The following is a 15,155-nucleotide window of genomic DNA, read 5'->3' as shown; positions in this document are numbered from 1 at the left end:
TATGATTCGAATAATTACTGCTTCCTGTATTGTTATTTATTGTTTATCATGTAACCATCCTACCAAAAACACCCGTCTTCAAGGCTCTGTTTTTGGAACCTATTACAGAGTGACTTATGCTTCGGATATCAATTATCAAAAACAGGTTGACAGCTTGTTTTACGTTATTAATAAATCGATGTCTACGTATCAGTTAAATTCAGATATTTCAAAGCTAAATAGAAATGAAACCAACACCGTAGACCATCATTTTATAACCGTATTTAAGGCTTCAAAAAAAATATATGAAGCTACTGATGGTGCTTTCGATCCAACAATTGGTGCCATTGTGAATGCTTGGGATTTTGGTCCTGAAGGGAAAATAATGGATCTTGACAGTCTTACAATTGATAGCTTAATGCGTTCTGTAGGTTTGGAAAAGGTAACCCTTGAGTCTAACCGTATAAAAAAGCCCCAAGAGACTTTTTTAGATTTTAATGCCATTGCTAAGGGCTACGCCGTTGATGTTATAGCTGAGTATTTAAATTCCCATGGTATTACTAATTATTTGGTTGATATCGGAGGGGAACTCAAGGCAAATGGCATTAATGCTGAAAAAAATCTACTCTGGAAAGTGGGGGTGGAAAATCCAAATTTTGATGGGACACAATCCATAAATCACATTATTACTCTTGAACAAAAAGCCATGGCAACATCTGGAACGTATAGGAAATTTAAGGTGGATAAAAGGGGTAATCGTTATGCACACATTATTGATCCCAAAACAGGATATCCTAGTAAAACCAATTTGTTGAGCATATCTGTAATAGCGGATGACTGTATGATTGCCGATGCCTATGCCACAGCTTTTAAAACTATGGGGATTGAAAAAATAAAAACCTTATTAAAATCGCATCCGGAATTACAGGTTTATTTAATTTTTGAGAATGATAAGCAGGAATTGGAGACACTTTCGCTAAATGGGTTTCCTGAATAATGAGAAGACATTATTTATAGACCACAGGAATGAGTTCACCAGGAGCTAAGCGGTATTTGTCAATTTCATCAAGTGTCAATGTCGACGTATAGTCACATTCTACCACCTTAAATCCAATGGAACGAAGCTTATTAAAATAATCGAGACCATAAATTCTAACGTGGTCGTATTGTCCAAATATTTTAGCGCGTTCTTTTCTATCGGTGATGCTCGGGTCTTCGTATGTGTATTCTCTTTTTAAATCCTGAGGAATTTGAAATATACCCCAGCCACCAATTTTCATAACGCGATACAATTCTTGCATGGCCTTAATATCATTAGTAATATGCTCTAAAACATGGTTACATAAAATAACGTCAAAACTGTTGTCGGCAAAGGGGAGATTACAGATGTCTGCTTTTATATCTGCCAATGGTGAATGGAGGTCTATGGTAGTATAATCTAAATTTCCCAAAGTTTTAAAGCGGTGATAAAAGGCTTGCTCAGGAGCAAAATGCAATACTTTATAGTTCGATTTAAAAAAATCGGTCTCATTTTTTAAATATAACCACAATAATCTATGCCGTTCTAATGATAACGTTGAAGGGGATAACACATTATTACGTTGTTTACCATATCCATAAGGCAGAAAGGTTTTAAAACTTTTATGGTCTATAGGATCTGTATAATTGGTACCCTTTAAAAAAACAGCTAGAATAGGACGTACGATAAAGCTCAACCGAATGAGTATTGGTCTGGGAAAAAGGTTAAGAATCGCTTTAAAAAAAGTTTTCAATGCTTATTTATAATCTTCACGAACAGGACAAAATACATCGGTAATAGTACAATTGGTTATGGCCTTTCCACCGTGAACAACATTTGATGGGATCACTACTATGGAGCCTGCTTTGTAAAGGTTGGTTATACCATTAATGGTCATTTCAAATTCACCTTCAGTAACTTGGGTGGTTTGTTCATGCTTATGGGAATGCAAAGGTATGACTGCTCCAACTTCTATCTCCCAAAACCCTACAGTAAAACGTTCGGCATGTATAAAGCGTCCTTTACAGCCTTTAATTATTTCCTTTGGTTCGATTTGGGTAATTTCAATCATTATAAAACTAATTGATGTTGTCTAAATTCTTCTTCCTCATTACTTACGATCCCCAATGCCTCATATATATACCCGAAAGTGGAGAGTAATTCTGGTTTACCGTCAACTAATGCCACATTGTGTTCAAAATGCGCACTTGGTTTATTGTCCAGAGTGGTTATCGTCCAACCATCGCTATGCTGTTTAATACGGTGTGTTCCCATATTTATCATGGGTTCAATGGCTACAACCATTCCTTCAACAAATTTCTTGCCCCGACCACGTTTACCATAGTTGGGCATTTCTGGGTCTTCATGCATTTTTGTGCCCAAACCATGACCAACCAATTCACGAACTACACCATAGCCATGAGATTCACAATAGTTTTGAATGGCAAAGCCTACGTCACCTACACGGTTATTTTTTTTAAAGGCCCTTATGCCAACATAAAGTGACTCTTTTGTGACTTCTAATAATTTTTTAGTTTCGGGATTGATCTCACCAACTGCAAAGGTATAAGCATGATCACCGTAAAATCCATTTTTTAAAGCACCACAATCAATCGAGATAATATCCCCTTCTTTCAGAGGTTCACCATTTGGGATACCATGAACTACTTGTGCATTCGGACTCATACAAAGGGTGTTGGGAAAATCATACAGACCTAAAAAACCAGGTTCAGCTCCATGGTCCCTTATATGCTCTTCCGCAATTTTATCAAGTTGAAGCGTGGTAACCCCCGGCTTTATTTCTTTTGCCAATATACCCAAGGTTCGGGATACTATTAACGCACTTTCACGCATCAATTCTATTTCTTCCTTTGTTTTTACTACAATCATCTTTTAAAAATAATGGCAAAGATACTTAAAATTAACTTTTTTATCTTTTTGATATAGATTGTTATTTGTCGGTTTCAAAACATCCAAAAGGCCTTTAGAATTTTTGAATAAGTATTCACCGATGTCGTTCGATCAAAATATACTGAGAAAATATAGGGATCGATATAAGCTTAAAAATGATGGAATTTTAGGTTGAATATAAATTTAAAGTATTTTAAATCAATGTATTACCAGTCATGGCCTTAGGTTGATTAATACCCATAAGTTTGAGAATCGTGGGTGCCACATCACCTAATATACCGTCCTTGATTGATTTTAATTCATTATCTATTAAGATAATAGGTACAGGATTAGTGGTGTGGGCTGTGTGAGGTGATCCATCAGGGTTAATCATGGTTTCGCAATTACCATGATCGGCAATTAATAATGTGGTATAACCATGTTCCAACGCGGTGTTAACGACATCTTTTACACAAGCGTCTACGGCTTCACAAGCTTTTACCGCCGCCTCCATAACTCCTGTATGACCAACCATGTCTCCATTTGCAAAATTTAAACATACAAAATCTGCATCGCCTTTTTGCAATTCAGGGATAAGTGCATCCCGCAATTCGAAAGCACTCATTTCTGGTTGTAAGTCGTAAGTAGCCACTTTCGGAGAATTTCTTAAAATACGTTCCTCACCTTCGAAAGGTGTTTCCCTACCTCCTGAAAAGAAGAAAGTGACATGAGGGTATTTTTCTGTTTCTGCTATTCTAATTTGTTTTCTGTTGTCTTTTTCTAATACTTCCCCCAAAGTTTCAGTTAGATTTTCTTTATTAAAAATGACTTTAATGTTTTGGTAGCTATCATCATAATTAGTGAGGGTCACATAATGTAAATTTAGTTTGTGCATATTATATTCATGAAAGTCTTTTTGAGTCAAAACTTCTGTAAGTTCTCTTCCCCTGTCCGTTCTGAAATTAAAAAATATAATAACATCACCATCTTTAACTTTTGCAATCGGGACGTTATTTTTATCGGTCATAATGATTGGTTTAATGAATTCGTCCGTGACCCCTTTTTCATAATTTTGTTTAATGGAAGCAACAGCATCTTCGGATGGGTCTCCTATACCATTAACGATAGCATCATAAGCTAATTTTACACGTTCCCAACGTTTATCCCTATCCATTGCATAATACCGACCCGTAATACTGGCGAGTTTGGTATTGTTGTTTTTAATATGGTCTTTTAATTGAGTAACAAAACTGGATCCAGAGGTCGGACTTACATCACGACCATCTGTAAAGGCATGTACAAAAGTACGTTCCAAACCAAAATGGTTAGCCGCGTCAATTAGTCCTAATAAATGATTAATATGTGAATGTACACCACCATCGCTTAAAAGACCCAGAAAATGGACATCCTTATTATTAGCTTTTGCATAGTTAAATGCATCAACCAAGGTTTGCTCTTTTTCAAGGGTTTTATTTTCAACAGCCAAATTGACTTTTACTAAATCTTGATAAACAATACGGCCTGCGCCTAAATTCATATGTCCAACTTCACTGTTACCCATTTGACCATCTGGAAGTCCAACATTTAAACCATCGGTCCTTAGCTGAGCAGATGCGTAGTTTTTATATAACCCATCTATATACGGGGTCTTGGCATGATCGATAGCAGACACTTTGGGATCCGGGGAATGCCCCCATCCATCAAGAATCATAAGGATAACTTTTTTATTCATTACAATGAAAATTTTAGGTAACAAAGATAAGAAAGATGTACTAGATAAGCCCTGAAAGCCCATATGAATAAGGTAATTCCCGATTTTTTTTTTAAATTCCTAAAAATTATTTACGAGTATTAAAGAAATACAAATGAAACGTTAAAAACATGTTATTTTCTGTTTTTTATGTAACAGATTAAAAAAAAAATCGTCTCTTTAGTGTATCAAAAAACGAATCATTAATCAAATTAAAATCTTTCATCATGAAAAAAACGTTAATCATTTCTGCTATGGCATTATGTTTTTCGGTAGTTACCGTTAATGCCAAATCCGTAAACTCCTATTTAGATTATAACCCCAGTACGGTGGTTTATAAAGTTAATCCATTCTGTGTTTCCATAGCTAAAGGCGATATAGAAACGGTAAAAAAACTTATTAATTTAGGTGCAGATGTTAATGCCAAATCAAATGGTATGACCCCGGCTATGTATGCCGCTAAGTTTAACAGGACCGAAATATTAAGATTATTAATAGACAGTGGAGCTAAATTAAAAGTAAAATCGGATAAAGGCATGACCGCTTTGAAATATGCTGAAATTCATAAAGCCAAAGAAGCACATGAGATTTTAAAAGATGCTTTGTCCAATAAAAATAAATAACACTTTATGTTATAATTTTTAGAGCTAGTCACTCGAAAATGCCCTTTTTAAAAAGGGCATTTTTTTAGGGATTTATATGTCCATGTCACTTTACATTTCCTCTTGGACCTATACCCTTTTATTACAAAGCAAATACATGTGCCATTATAGTTACATACATCCATACTGCCTTTTTTATTATGGTAATTCGGGATGTAATCTGCCATATGGTTATGGCCTTTTAGCACAAAAATTCAAGGTTCTGCTATGTCATTTTAATGACCTTTACTTTAGAAGTCTTCTTTCCCTAAGTAAAAAAGTAATAATTATTATTTAAAATAGCTTTATTTTGTTGCGTCAGACCATTAATTTTATTTATTGTTCTGTTGTTAAATTTGGCAATATGATTCAATTCAAAATTTTAGATAAAGCGGACATTAATCTGGTCATTCCTTTGGTACATGAGCTCAATCATAGCAATGTGTCTTTTGACTTATTGAAACAACGTTTTTCAGAAATGATCGAACAAAATTATGAATGTGCTGTTATGCATAGCGACGACAAAATAATTGGGGTTTGTGGTTTATGGTTTTGTACGCGTCATTATTCAGGTAGAAGTGTAGAACCAGATCATGTATATATTCTTGAAGCTTATAGAAATAAAGGGCTTGGAAAACAATTTTTTGATTGGATTTATAAATATATTATAGGAAAAGGGTATGAGGCTATCGAATTAAATACCTACGTTGGCAATTATAAATCCCATAAGTTTTACTTTAATGAAGGCTTTAATATATTGGGGTTTCATTTTTTAAAAAAACTTTAATTTTACTTATTGAAATTAAAATCGATTGTTTCTTATTGGGGTCTTGCGTCAGTCACTTTCCCTGAAGAACATCGACTGTTACAGCTTACTACATCTCTTTCGAGGCCGTTCTACCAAAAAAAAATACGAAATATTACCTCAAATGTGTTAATTCGGTATTAGGGTCAATTTCATAAGGGTCTTTATCACATTCAAAAATACGGGCCTTTAAATTACCCTGAAGAACAACCGATTCTCCATTAACCCTCAACCAACTTCCTTCGCGCAAACCAACAACGGGAATCGTATTGTATTGATGAAATTCTTTTATACGAACCTCGCGCGTTTCACCCATGTGTTTTCCTTTAGGATTCGGATCTAAATAATGTGGATTAATATTAAAATGGACCAAGCCAAGTGCATTAAAGTTAGGGGGATAAACAATAGGCATATCATTTGTCGTCATGATGTTTATCCCACAAATATTACTTCCGGCACTTGTTCCCAAATAAGGTATACCTTTAGAAATAGAGGTTTTTAATGGTTCGATAAGGTGGTGTTTGTATAATTGATTAATTAAAACAAAGGTGTTTCCTCCACCCGTAAAAATTGCTTTAGCATTTTTTATTGCCTGCTTTTGATTTTCAAAGGTATGAATTCCTATTACGTTTTTTTCAATCTTTCGGAATGCATGGCTAACTTTCTCTGTATAATCGTCATGGGATATGCCACCGGGTCTTGCGTAAGGGATAAATAAAATCTCTTCAGCAACTTCAAAAAACGTTTCCAGTTCTTCGAAAAGGTACTCCAAAAAGCCACTGCCATAAACATTAGATGAACTCGCAATAATTATCTTTTTCATATTAAATGAATTTTAGGTAAATCTAAGAAAAACATGGTTTAACCAAAAGTTTTGTATTCGGTCTAAACAAAAAGTCATTTTTGTGATGTTACCTGTACTAAGTTTTTTTGGAATGCTTTTTGGAATGCTAAATATAGATTTAAATTACAAATATCTACTTTAGCAATAATTAAATGAAATTTAAGTATGGGTCGGATAATCATTGGTTTATTGATAATACCATTTTTTGGATTTACTGTTTTACATAAATTTTATGTTAGTGTTACACAAATTAATTATGTTGAGGAAAAGCAGTCCATTCAAATAATCTCTAGAATTTTTATTGATGATATGGAGAATTTATTAAGAGAACGTTACGATGAAAGTATTGTTTTAGCAATAGAAGATGAGCATAAAGACACTAATATTTATCTGGAAAAATACTTAAGAGAAAAATTTTTAATAACCATTAATGGTAAAAGCATGCCCATTGTTTTTATTGGGAAAGAATATGATGGGGATATTATGCGCTGCTACATAGAAGTAGAGGGGATAACACAAATTAAAACTTTTGAAATAAGTAATCGGGTATTGTTCGATATATACGAAGAACAACAAAATGTCGTGAAAACTAAGATTTACTCGCGTCAAAAAAGTATGATACTTACCAAAGAAAGACCATCTGCAATGTTAAAGTTTAATTAAAAAAAAATAAAAGAGGTTTAAAATTTAGTATTTTCGGGGCCCGAAAATTACATAAAATATAGCATTTTAGGTCTATTGTTAATAATTCATTATATAATCAACATTCAGTGATGGAAAAATTGAAGTTCCTTATTTTATCAATGGTAATGATTTTGTCTGGGTCATATGCACAAGAACAGGAAAATGGCAGGCCCTTGGGACATACAAATCAGAATAAGTTTAGACAAATGAAAGACCTATTGGCGACACCTAATGAAAGTAGAACGGCGTCGGGAGCACCCGGGTATGCATATACTCAGCAAAAGGTTGATTATATTATGGATATTAGATTGGATGAAGCGAATAATCAAATTTTTGGTGAAGAAAAAATAACCTATCATAATAATTCAAAGGATTATTTAGAATACCTGTGGGTTCAGTTGGATCAGAATATGCGTGCTAAAAATTCAAAAACACCTGATATTAATACAGAGATATTTAATGCAGCTTTTAATGGTCCGCAGAGTTTTACCAGTTCCAATTTAAAAGACCGTTTCGATGGTGGATTTAATATAGAATATGTAAAGAATGACGATGGTTCGAATCTATCACATACCATCAATCAAACCATGATGCGCATTAATTTACCTAAACCATTGGCTCCGGACGCCGAGTTTAAGTTTCAAATTAAATGGTGGTATAACATCAATGATATTAATGTTGATGGAGGACGCTCTGGCTTGGAAACTTTTCCAGATGGGAATAACAATTACACCATTGCCCAATTTTATCCCAGACTTTGTGTATATGATAATGTGGAAGGTTGGCAAAATATGCAATTTTGGGGGCGAAGTGAATTTGCTTTAGAATTCGGGGATTTTGAGGTGAAGATTACCGTCCCGGCCGATCATATTTTGGAAGCCACCGGAGATTTGCAAAATCCAAAGGATGTATTGACCAAGGAACAACAGAGGCGATTTAACGAAGCGAAAAAATCATTTCAGGACCCCGTTTTTATTGTAACACAAGAAGAAGCAGAACAAGCAGAGAAAGGAGGAACTACAAAAACAAAGACATGGCATTTTAAAGCCAATCAAGTCAGGGATTTTGCATTTGCTTCATCGAGAAAGTATATTTGGGATGCCATGGCCGTAAATATCAATGGACGGGAGGTAATGGCCATATCACTTTATCCAAAAGAGGGTAACCCACTTTGGGAGGAGCATTCCACTCGTGTTGTAGCCAATACTTTGGAGGAGTATTCTAAATTAACCTTTGATTATCCATACAATAAAGCGGTATCGGTCCATTCAGAAAGACAAGGTATGGAATATCCAATGATTTGTTTTAACTATGGAAGACCTAATCCAGACGGAACTTACGATGAAAGAACCAAAAGGGGAATGATTGGGGTTATAACCCATGAAGTGGGTCATAATTTTTTTCCAATGATTGTTAATAGTGATGAGCGGCAATGGACCTGGATGGATGAAGGATTAAATTCCTTTGTTGAAACCCTGGCCGAGTTAGATTATGACCCTAATTTTTTTACAGGTAATTTACCGAAAGATATTGTGCCATACATGGGAGGTGATCAATCATATATTTCACCGATCATGTCCCATGGTGATTATGTGCATCAGTTTGGTCCAAATGCCTATACCAAGCCGGCAGCAGGTTTATATATGCTGAGGCATACTATTATGGGACCGGAATTGTTTGATTATGCCTTTAGAACCTACTCCCAAAGATGGATGTTTAAACATCCTACACCGGCAGATTTTTTCAGAACTATGGAAGATGCCTCGGCCATGGATTTAGATTGGTTTTGGAGAGGGTGGTTTTATACAACAGATTATACCGATATAGGGGTGAAAGAAGTGAAGCAATATTATTTAACTGATAAACCGACTGAAAAGGCCATGAAGTTAGCCGAGCTTTATAATATGAACCTTGATGCTTTTAAGGACAAATTGATTTATTATGCCGAAGCGGAAAATGGAATAGTGCCAAGTGATGCCAAAAAGGTTGAAGATTTCGCATTTTTAAAGGCTTATTTGGAAAGCCTGTCCGATCAAGAACGGTCTAAATTATTAAAGGCACCGAAACATTTTTATCAAGTTACTTATGAAAAACCCGGTGGATTGGTCATGCCCATAATTGTGGAGTTGACCTATGAAGATGGTACTAAAGAAAGAAAAATGTATCCGGCCCAAATTTGGCGTTACAATGAAAACCAGGTAACTAAGGTATATAAAACGGATAAAGCCATAACAAGTATTGTTATAGATCCTGATTTAGAAACTGCTGATGTGGATACTTCCAATAATTCTTGGCCGAAAAAAATAGAGGAAAGTGAATTTGATAAGTTTAAGGATAAAGTAAGAGGATAACCTAAAATTTAATATTTATGCCGATTTTTTATAATCGGCTTTTTTTATTGTAGCAAACATCTCATTATATTTGTAGCGTGATACATCAACCTATAGTTTTATTCATTAGTGGAGCTGAAATAGCATTTGTGCTTTTTATAGCCATTATGGTTTTTGGTGCCGATAAATTACCTGAAATCGCTCGTGGTTTGGGTAAAGGTATGCGCACATTAAAAGATGCCACAAATGATATTAAGAATGAGATTACCAAAAGTGCCGAAAAACATGGTATTGATACCAGTATTACCACCGATGTTAAAAAAGAATTGGACAAGGTAAAAGATGACTTAGAGGATTTTACAGGTTCTGTAAAACGTAAATTATAGTTTACGACTAATGGTTAAGCCATCCCGAATAGGTAAAAGGACGGTTTCTACGCGCTTATCGTTTTTTAGAATTCTATTATACTCAATTAAAGCCGGTGTAGCCAAATCATCCTTGTTAAATTTAGTGTCCAAAACTTTACCACTCCACAGCACATTATCACTTAAAATAATACCACCTGTGTTTAATTTGTCGATAATGATATTAAAATAATTCGAATAGTTTTCTTTATCGGCATCAATAAATACCAAATCGAATTTCAAATGGAGCTGAGGAATTATATCCAAAGCATCACCCATATGTTGGATTATTTGATGTCCATATTTTGATTGATCAAAATACTTTCTCTGAAATTCGAAAAGTTCTTCATTACTATCAATAGTATGCAACTCACCTTTAGGGTCTAGGCCTTCAGCAAGACACAATGCAGAATAGCCCGTATAAGTTCCAATTTCTAATATTTGTTTGGGACCTACCAATTTGGAAATCATACTTAACACTCTACCTTGAAAATGACCACTTAACATTCGGGGCTGTAAGATTTTCTGATGGGTTTCACGATTGAGTTGTTGTAATAATTCGGGTTCGTCTTCAGAATGTTTAATGACGTACTCGTCTATTTCTTCCGGGATAAAGTGCATTTTCAAATATTTTAAGAAGTTAATACAGTTAGGTTGATACGACCCATAACACGCAAAAACAATCCATTATTTATGATTGTGGAGGGGATAAACTTAAAATTCTATTATAAAAATTTTCCTTGCCAACCTTGTCATCTCCGTATAACCATTGAATAACATTATCTTCCCACATGGCATTGCGTTCAGCTTTAGTTATTATATGCCTTTCTATCGCCAAGTCTAAAATTTTGCCTGGATAAGAGGACTGTTTGGCACTTTCCATTTCACCTAAAGGATAAGGGTCGTCCAATCCAATAAGTACTTGTTTAGCCCCTTGATTTTTAATTAACAGTTCTAAGGACCCGGTGTCATGGACCAGTGTATCGAAAAAGATGTTTTTATGACCCACAGCCTTCCTAGGGTGGTGTTTGCCTTCAAACAAATCGGGCCTACCGTCAAAACCTTGTATACGACGTCCTAAATTTATCTGTGCCAATTGGCCGCCATGCGCGAAACACGTTCTCATATGGGGGTATTTTTCCTGATAGCCATTTAAGGTTAAAAAATGATAGGCGTCGGCGCATTGTGCTAACATCCAGATGAGGTGGAAACGCCAGGACGTATTTTCCAGTTTTATGAATTTTTCGCCATCGTAAGGATGAATTTCAATAGCTAAGTTATAGGAATTGGCCAATTCGAACAAGGGTTCATTTTCTTCATCAAAAATACAACGCCAGGTACCTATGGTGTCCATGTAATGTGTAGGTAAGCAAAGCAACTGCATACCATGGGTTTCTACACAGCGTTCAATTTCCCAACATGCACTTCTTAAAAAACCCGGGTGAACAACAAATCCACAGGTAAATTTACTGGGGTAATCATGTTGTATTCGAGCGTTAAAATCGTTTTGAAATCGCAGCGCTGTTTTCATTTCTTCAACCCGTAGTCCATTGCCATAAAGTTGCGATAAATTTAAAACTACGGCATGGTCAATATTGTAACGTTCCATCCATTCCAGTTTTTCGTGTAAAAAGAAACTAGAATCGGTAATGGGACGATTCCAATCTTTTTGAAGCATGAATTTCCGATCTTTATCAACCCAAAAAATACCTTTTTCACGCATGTAATTTGGTATTTCCTCTGGATAAGGAAGGAGGTGGGAATGACCATTTATACGTAGCTTACGTTTATTCATAGTTTTATTCCTGACTTAGCAGGAATCTAATTTATTTTAAACTTGAATGAAAATATGTTTTCAACAAGGGTTTTGCATACTTTAAAAATGCAGAACTAATCCAATTTCACCTTTTTAGGGGGTTCCATGATCTCACCACAATTGGGGCAAGTTCTTTTCTCCTTATCGGTGTAGTAATGGTCAAAGATCTTCGGCATATCAGTTTCAATGTTTTCTAATGTAAAACCCTCCTCATATAATTTTGTTGTACAATGTTCACAAAACCATAAAAGGGCATCTTGCATTCCACTGGGACGCTTATATTCTATGACTAATCCAACTGTATTGGCACCGCGTTGAGGGGAATGTGGCACTTTAGGAGGCAACAGGTAAATATCGCCTTCTTTTATGTGAACGTCTTTAGGAGTACCCTTATCAATTATTTTGAGTACAATATCTCCTTCAATTTGATAAAAAAATTCAGGTGTTTCATTATAATGATAATCTTTTCGGCTATTGGGTCCTCCAACAACCATGACGATAAAATCAGTATCCTTCCAGACTACTTTGTTTCCCACTGGTGGTTTTAACAGATGTCTGTTTTCCTCAATCCAAGCTTTAAAATTTATTGGTGAAACTAATTTGCTCATATCTGTGTTATTTTTTGGTGACCCTCTTGTTTACCTGGGATGATTTTAGTTATAAAGTTACAAACTTTTTGTCCGACCACCATCTATTGGTACATTTATTCCGTTAACGTAACTTGCCAATTCGCTTGACAAAAATGTAATGACATCAGCTAGTTCTTTCGGTTCAGCAAAACGCTTGGCAGGTGTATAATTTTTCATAATCTCGGACATTTCTTCAAAACTTTTTTCTTCTTTGGCCGCTTTTATTTTTATAATTTCAGAAAGACGTTCGGTTTCTGTAAAACCGGGAAGAATATTATTTACCGTAATACCAAATGGACCAAGTTCGGTGGCTAAAGTTTTACTCCAATTTCCAACGGCACCCCTAATGGTATTGCTAACACCCAAACCAGGAATGGGTTCTTTAACCGAGGTAGATATCACATTAATGATTCTTCCGAATCCAGCCTCTTTCATAAATGGTATGGTAGATTGTGCCAAAACATGATTGCATTTCAAGTGTTGGGTAAAGGCTTTTTCAAACTCCTCGAGGCTGGCATTCAAAATATCTCCACTTCTGGGACCTCCTGTATTATTTATTAGTATATGAAATCCATGCCGATTTTCGATAAACTTAATAACCTGTTCTTGTAAATCTCTGGGATTGGAAAAATCTGCTACTATATAGCTATGGTTTCCTCCTTCTTTTAATTCTGCCAAAACTTTTTTTAATTTTTCCCTGTTCCTGGCTACAAGTGTCACATTTGCACCTTCTCGGGCCAATACTAAAGCAGTGGCCTTACCTATGCCTTGTGTGCTTCCACAAACCAGAGCATTCTTATTTTTCAGTTTTAAATCCATATTTTTATATTGAATTTGGTTTAGGGGTTTATTAAATTTAATCGTTAATTAATTCATGTTGAGATGCCGATGAACATTTTTCATGGCAAATGTTATCCGTATTTTATACATACATTCTTTGGTTCTGTAAAAAACCGAAGCACTTCGAATCCGCCTTCTCGACCAATACCACTGGCTTTAGTGCCTCCAAATGGGGTGCGTAAATCACGCATCATCCAGGTATTGATCCATACTATACCGGCTTGAATTTGTTTGCTCATTCGTATTGCACGCTGTAAGTCATTAGTCCAAACGGTTGCAGAGAGTCCATATTTCACCTCATTCATCATTTGTAGTACATGGTCTTCAGAATTAAAAGGCATTATGGTAACTACTGGACCAAAAACTTCTTCCTGATTTATGGTGCAAGTATTGGTTAATACCTCAATAACGGTCGGTTCAAGATAATAGCCTTTTTCAAATCCTTTCACCTTGACCGAATGTCCACCACAGAGTATTCGTCCATTTTCTTGTCTAGCTATGCTTATATATTCCATGACTTTTTTTAAATGAGATTCTGAAACCAAAGCACCTATGTCCGTATCATCTTTTAAAGGATGGCCAACTTTTAGGGTTTTTACCTTTTCTACAAAGTCCACTTTAAATGTATCATAAATAGATGATTCCACGAAAATTCGACTGCCACACAAACAAATTTGACCTTGATTGGCAAATGAAGACTGTACAGTGGTTTCAAGCATATTTTTATAATCACAATCAGCAAAAATGGTATTTGGATTTTTCCCGCCTAGTTCTAATGACAACTTTTTAAATAGGGGAGCTGTTGTTTTTGCAATATGCGCCCCTGTTTTTGTGCCTCCCGTAAATGAAATGGCTTTTATGTCCGGGTGTTCAATAATGGCTTGTCCGGTTGTTGAGCCTAAACCATGTACGATGTTTAAGACCCCCGGAGGTAATTGAGCTTCGTTACAAATGTCACCAAGTTTATAGGCTGTCATTGGTGTTATCTCACTAGGTTTGGCCACTACACAATTACCTGCTGCCAAGGCGGGAGCTATTTTCCAGGTAAAAAGATAAAGTGGTAGGTTCCAAGGAGAAATGCATCCAACTACCCCTATAGGTTGTCTTAAGGTAAAGTTAATAGCTTGATGACCTACACTATCATGACTCTCACTCGCAAATTGAGTAATGGCATTTCCAAAAAATCTAAAATTACTTGCTGCTCTTGGAATATCAATTTGACTGGCCAAATGCAAAGGTTTACCGTTATCTTTACTTTCTACCTTAGCGAGATGATTTAAATTAGCTTCTAATAGCTCTGAAATTTTAATAAGTATTCTACTACGCTCTTCTAATGTGGTTTGTGACCAGGTCGGGAAAGCGGATTGCGCCGCAATATAGGCATTTTCCACATCTATCCTTGATGAGTTTGGAATTTGCCCATAAATCTCACCATTAGCAGGGCAGTAATTGTCCAACCATTCATTAGAATTTGGCTCATAATATTGACCGTTAATAAAATTTTGTATTCTTTCCATTTTTTGGG

At 35.5% G+C, this 15,155-nt stretch carries 16 protein-coding genes; 6 read left to right on the top strand and 10 right to left on the bottom strand.

Annotated features, from left to right (window positions below; genetic code table 11):
* The first annotated feature begins 1 nt into the window (after position 1).
* Positions 2 to 976 (top strand): FAD:protein FMN transferase, encoded by a 975-nt coding sequence (locus MR054_RS01155; protein WP_242085645.1) that lies wholly within the window; start codon positions 2 to 4, stop codon positions 974 to 976.
* 10 nt (positions 977 to 986) lie between these two features.
* Here the strand turns inward: MR054_RS01155 and MR054_RS01150 are convergent, their stop codons facing one another.
* From MR054_RS01150 to gpmI, 4 genes are all read right to left on the bottom strand, one after another.
* A complete protein-coding gene (locus MR054_RS01150) occupies positions 987 to 1,751 on the bottom strand; it encodes a class I SAM-dependent methyltransferase (RefSeq protein ID WP_242155378.1) in 765 nt (254 codons plus the stop codon).
* A 3-nt stretch (positions 1,752 to 1,754) separates the two neighbouring features.
* Positions 1,755 to 2,069: a cupin domain-containing protein gene (locus MR054_RS01145; protein WP_242155376.1), complete on the bottom strand. Its 315-nt coding sequence runs from the start codon at positions 2,067 to 2,069 to the stop codon at positions 1,755 to 1,757.
* Positions 2,069 to 2,887, bottom strand: coding sequence for a type I methionyl aminopeptidase (map, locus tag MR054_RS01140; protein ID WP_242155374.1), 819 nt, complete (start codon positions 2,885 to 2,887; stop codon positions 2,069 to 2,071). The genes MR054_RS01145 and map overlap by 1 nt, the downstream gene beginning before the upstream one ends.
* A 214-nt stretch (positions 2,888 to 3,101) precedes the next feature.
* Positions 3,102 to 4,619: a 2,3-bisphosphoglycerate-independent phosphoglycerate mutase gene (gene gpmI / locus MR054_RS01135; protein WP_242155372.1), complete on the bottom strand. Its 1,518-nt coding sequence runs from the start codon at positions 4,617 to 4,619 to the stop codon at positions 3,102 to 3,104.
* Between the two features lie 245 nt (positions 4,620 to 4,864).
* Here gpmI and MR054_RS01130 point away from each other — a divergent pair, with 245 nt between their 5' ends.
* Both MR054_RS01130 and MR054_RS01125 read left to right on the top strand, forming a co-directional pair.
* A complete protein-coding gene (locus MR054_RS01130; protein WP_242155370.1) occupies positions 4,865 to 5,260 on the top strand; it encodes an ankyrin repeat domain-containing protein in 396 nt (131 codons plus the stop codon).
* 382 nt (positions 5,261 to 5,642) lie between these two features.
* On the top strand, positions 5,643 to 6,065 hold the full coding sequence (locus MR054_RS01125) for a GNAT family N-acetyltransferase (RefSeq protein ID WP_242155367.1): 423 nt from the start codon (positions 5,643 to 5,645) through the stop codon (positions 6,063 to 6,065).
* Positions 6,066 to 6,198: 133 nt separating this feature from the next.
* On the opposite strand, the gene pepE is transcribed toward MR054_RS01125, so the two are convergent.
* Complete coding sequence (gene pepE, locus MR054_RS01120; protein ID WP_242155365.1) at positions 6,199 to 6,906, bottom strand: dipeptidase PepE; 708 nt, start codon at positions 6,904 to 6,906, stop codon at positions 6,199 to 6,201.
* Between the two features lie 186 nt (positions 6,907 to 7,092).
* On the opposite strand from pepE, the gene MR054_RS01115 reads away from it, so the two are divergent.
* The 3 genes from MR054_RS01115 (at position 7,093) to MR054_RS01105 (ending at position 10,327) form a co-directional block, all read left to right on the top strand.
* Positions 7,093 to 7,590: a DUF6702 family protein gene (locus MR054_RS01115; protein WP_242155363.1), complete on the top strand. Its 498-nt coding sequence runs from the start codon at positions 7,093 to 7,095 to the stop codon at positions 7,588 to 7,590.
* Between the two features lie 146 nt (positions 7,591 to 7,736).
* A complete protein-coding gene (locus MR054_RS01110; protein ID WP_420868303.1) occupies positions 7,737 to 9,962 on the top strand; it encodes a M1 family metallopeptidase in 2,226 nt (741 codons plus the stop codon).
* 77 nt (positions 9,963 to 10,039) lie between these two features.
* Entirely contained in the window at positions 10,040 to 10,327 is a 288-nt protein-coding gene (locus tag MR054_RS01105) for a Sec-independent protein translocase subunit TatA/TatB (protein ID WP_338081489.1), read from the top strand.
* Here the strand turns inward: MR054_RS01105 and MR054_RS01100 are convergent.
* From MR054_RS01100 to MR054_RS01080, 5 genes are all read right to left on the bottom strand, one after another.
* Positions 10,322 to 10,966, bottom strand: a complete 645-nt coding sequence (locus MR054_RS01100) for an O-methyltransferase (RefSeq protein WP_242155359.1) — start codon at positions 10,964 to 10,966, stop codon at positions 10,322 to 10,324. The genes MR054_RS01105 and MR054_RS01100 overlap by 6 nt on opposite strands.
* 70 nt (positions 10,967 to 11,036) lie before the next feature.
* Entirely contained in the window at positions 11,037 to 12,140 is a 1,104-nt protein-coding gene (locus MR054_RS01095; protein ID WP_242085656.1) for an amidohydrolase family protein, read from the bottom strand.
* 95 nt (positions 12,141 to 12,235) lie between these two features.
* Positions 12,236 to 12,769, bottom strand: coding sequence for a 3-hydroxyanthranilate 3,4-dioxygenase (locus MR054_RS01090; RefSeq protein ID WP_242155357.1), 534 nt, complete (start codon positions 12,767 to 12,769; stop codon positions 12,236 to 12,238).
* A 57-nt stretch (positions 12,770 to 12,826) separates the two neighbouring features.
* The gene (locus MR054_RS01085; protein ID WP_242155356.1) at positions 12,827 to 13,609 is read right to left on the bottom strand and encodes an SDR family oxidoreductase; all 783 of its coding nucleotides are present in this window, start codon (positions 13,607 to 13,609) and stop codon (positions 12,827 to 12,829) included.
* 92 nt (positions 13,610 to 13,701) lie between these two features.
* Entirely contained in the window at positions 13,702 to 15,147 is a 1,446-nt protein-coding gene (locus tag MR054_RS01080) for an aldehyde dehydrogenase (RefSeq protein ID WP_242155352.1), read from the bottom strand.
* Positions 15,148 to 15,155: the final 8 nt, after the last annotated feature.

The sequence above is a fragment of the Aestuariivivens sediminis genome, from assembly GCF_022662105.1.
GTDB classification, from domain to species: Bacteria; Bacteroidota; Bacteroidia; order Flavobacteriales; family Flavobacteriaceae; genus Aestuariivivens; species Aestuariivivens sediminis.
The sequence above is the reverse complement of the archived record's forward strand: the minus strand, read 5'-3'. Positions and strand labels throughout refer to the sequence as shown.

Bases quoted from the DNA above. Each gene is read 5' to 3' on its own strand.
- MR054_RS01155 (WP_242085645.1), top strand. From the start codon at position 2: ATGATTCGAATAATTACTGCTTCCTGTATTGTTATTTATTGTTTATCA.
- MR054_RS01145 (WP_242155376.1), bottom strand. From the start codon at position 2,069: ATGATTGAAATTACCCAAATCGAACCAAAGGAAATAATTAAAGGCTGT.
- map (WP_242155374.1), bottom strand. From the start codon at position 2,887: ATGATTGTAGTAAAAACAAAGGAAGAAATAGAATTGATGCGTGAAAGT.
- gpmI (WP_242155372.1), bottom strand. From the start codon at position 4,619: ATGAATAAAAAAGTTATCCTTATGATTCTTGATGGATGGGGGCATTCC.
- MR054_RS01130 (WP_242155370.1), top strand. From the start codon at position 4,865: ATGAAAAAAACGTTAATCATTTCTGCTATGGCATTATGTTTTTCGGTA.
- MR054_RS01125 (WP_242155367.1), top strand. From the start codon at position 5,643: ATGATTCAATTCAAAATTTTAGATAAAGCGGACATTAATCTGGTCATT.
- pepE (WP_242155365.1), bottom strand. From the start codon at position 6,906: ATGAAAAAGATAATTATTGCGAGTTCATCTAATGTTTATGGCAGTGGC.
- MR054_RS01115 (WP_242155363.1), top strand. From the start codon at position 7,093: ATGGGTCGGATAATCATTGGTTTATTGATAATACCATTTTTTGGATTT.
- MR054_RS01110 (WP_420868303.1), top strand. From the start codon at position 7,737: ATGATTTTGTCTGGGTCATATGCACAAGAACAGGAAAATGGCAGGCCC.
- MR054_RS01100 (WP_242155359.1), bottom strand. From the start codon at position 10,966: ATGCACTTTATCCCGGAAGAAATAGACGAGTACGTCATTAAACATTCT.
- MR054_RS01095 (WP_242085656.1), bottom strand. From the start codon at position 12,140: ATGAATAAACGTAAGCTACGTATAAATGGTCATTCCCACCTCCTTCCT.
- MR054_RS01090 (WP_242155357.1), bottom strand. From the start codon at position 12,769: ATGAGCAAATTAGTTTCACCAATAAATTTTAAAGCTTGGATTGAGGAA.
- MR054_RS01085 (WP_242155356.1), bottom strand. From the start codon at position 13,609: ATGGATTTAAAACTGAAAAATAAGAATGCTCTGGTTTGTGGAAGCACA.
- MR054_RS01080 (WP_242155352.1), bottom strand. From the start codon at position 15,147: ATGGAAAGAATACAAAATTTTATTAACGGTCAATATTATGAGCCAAAT.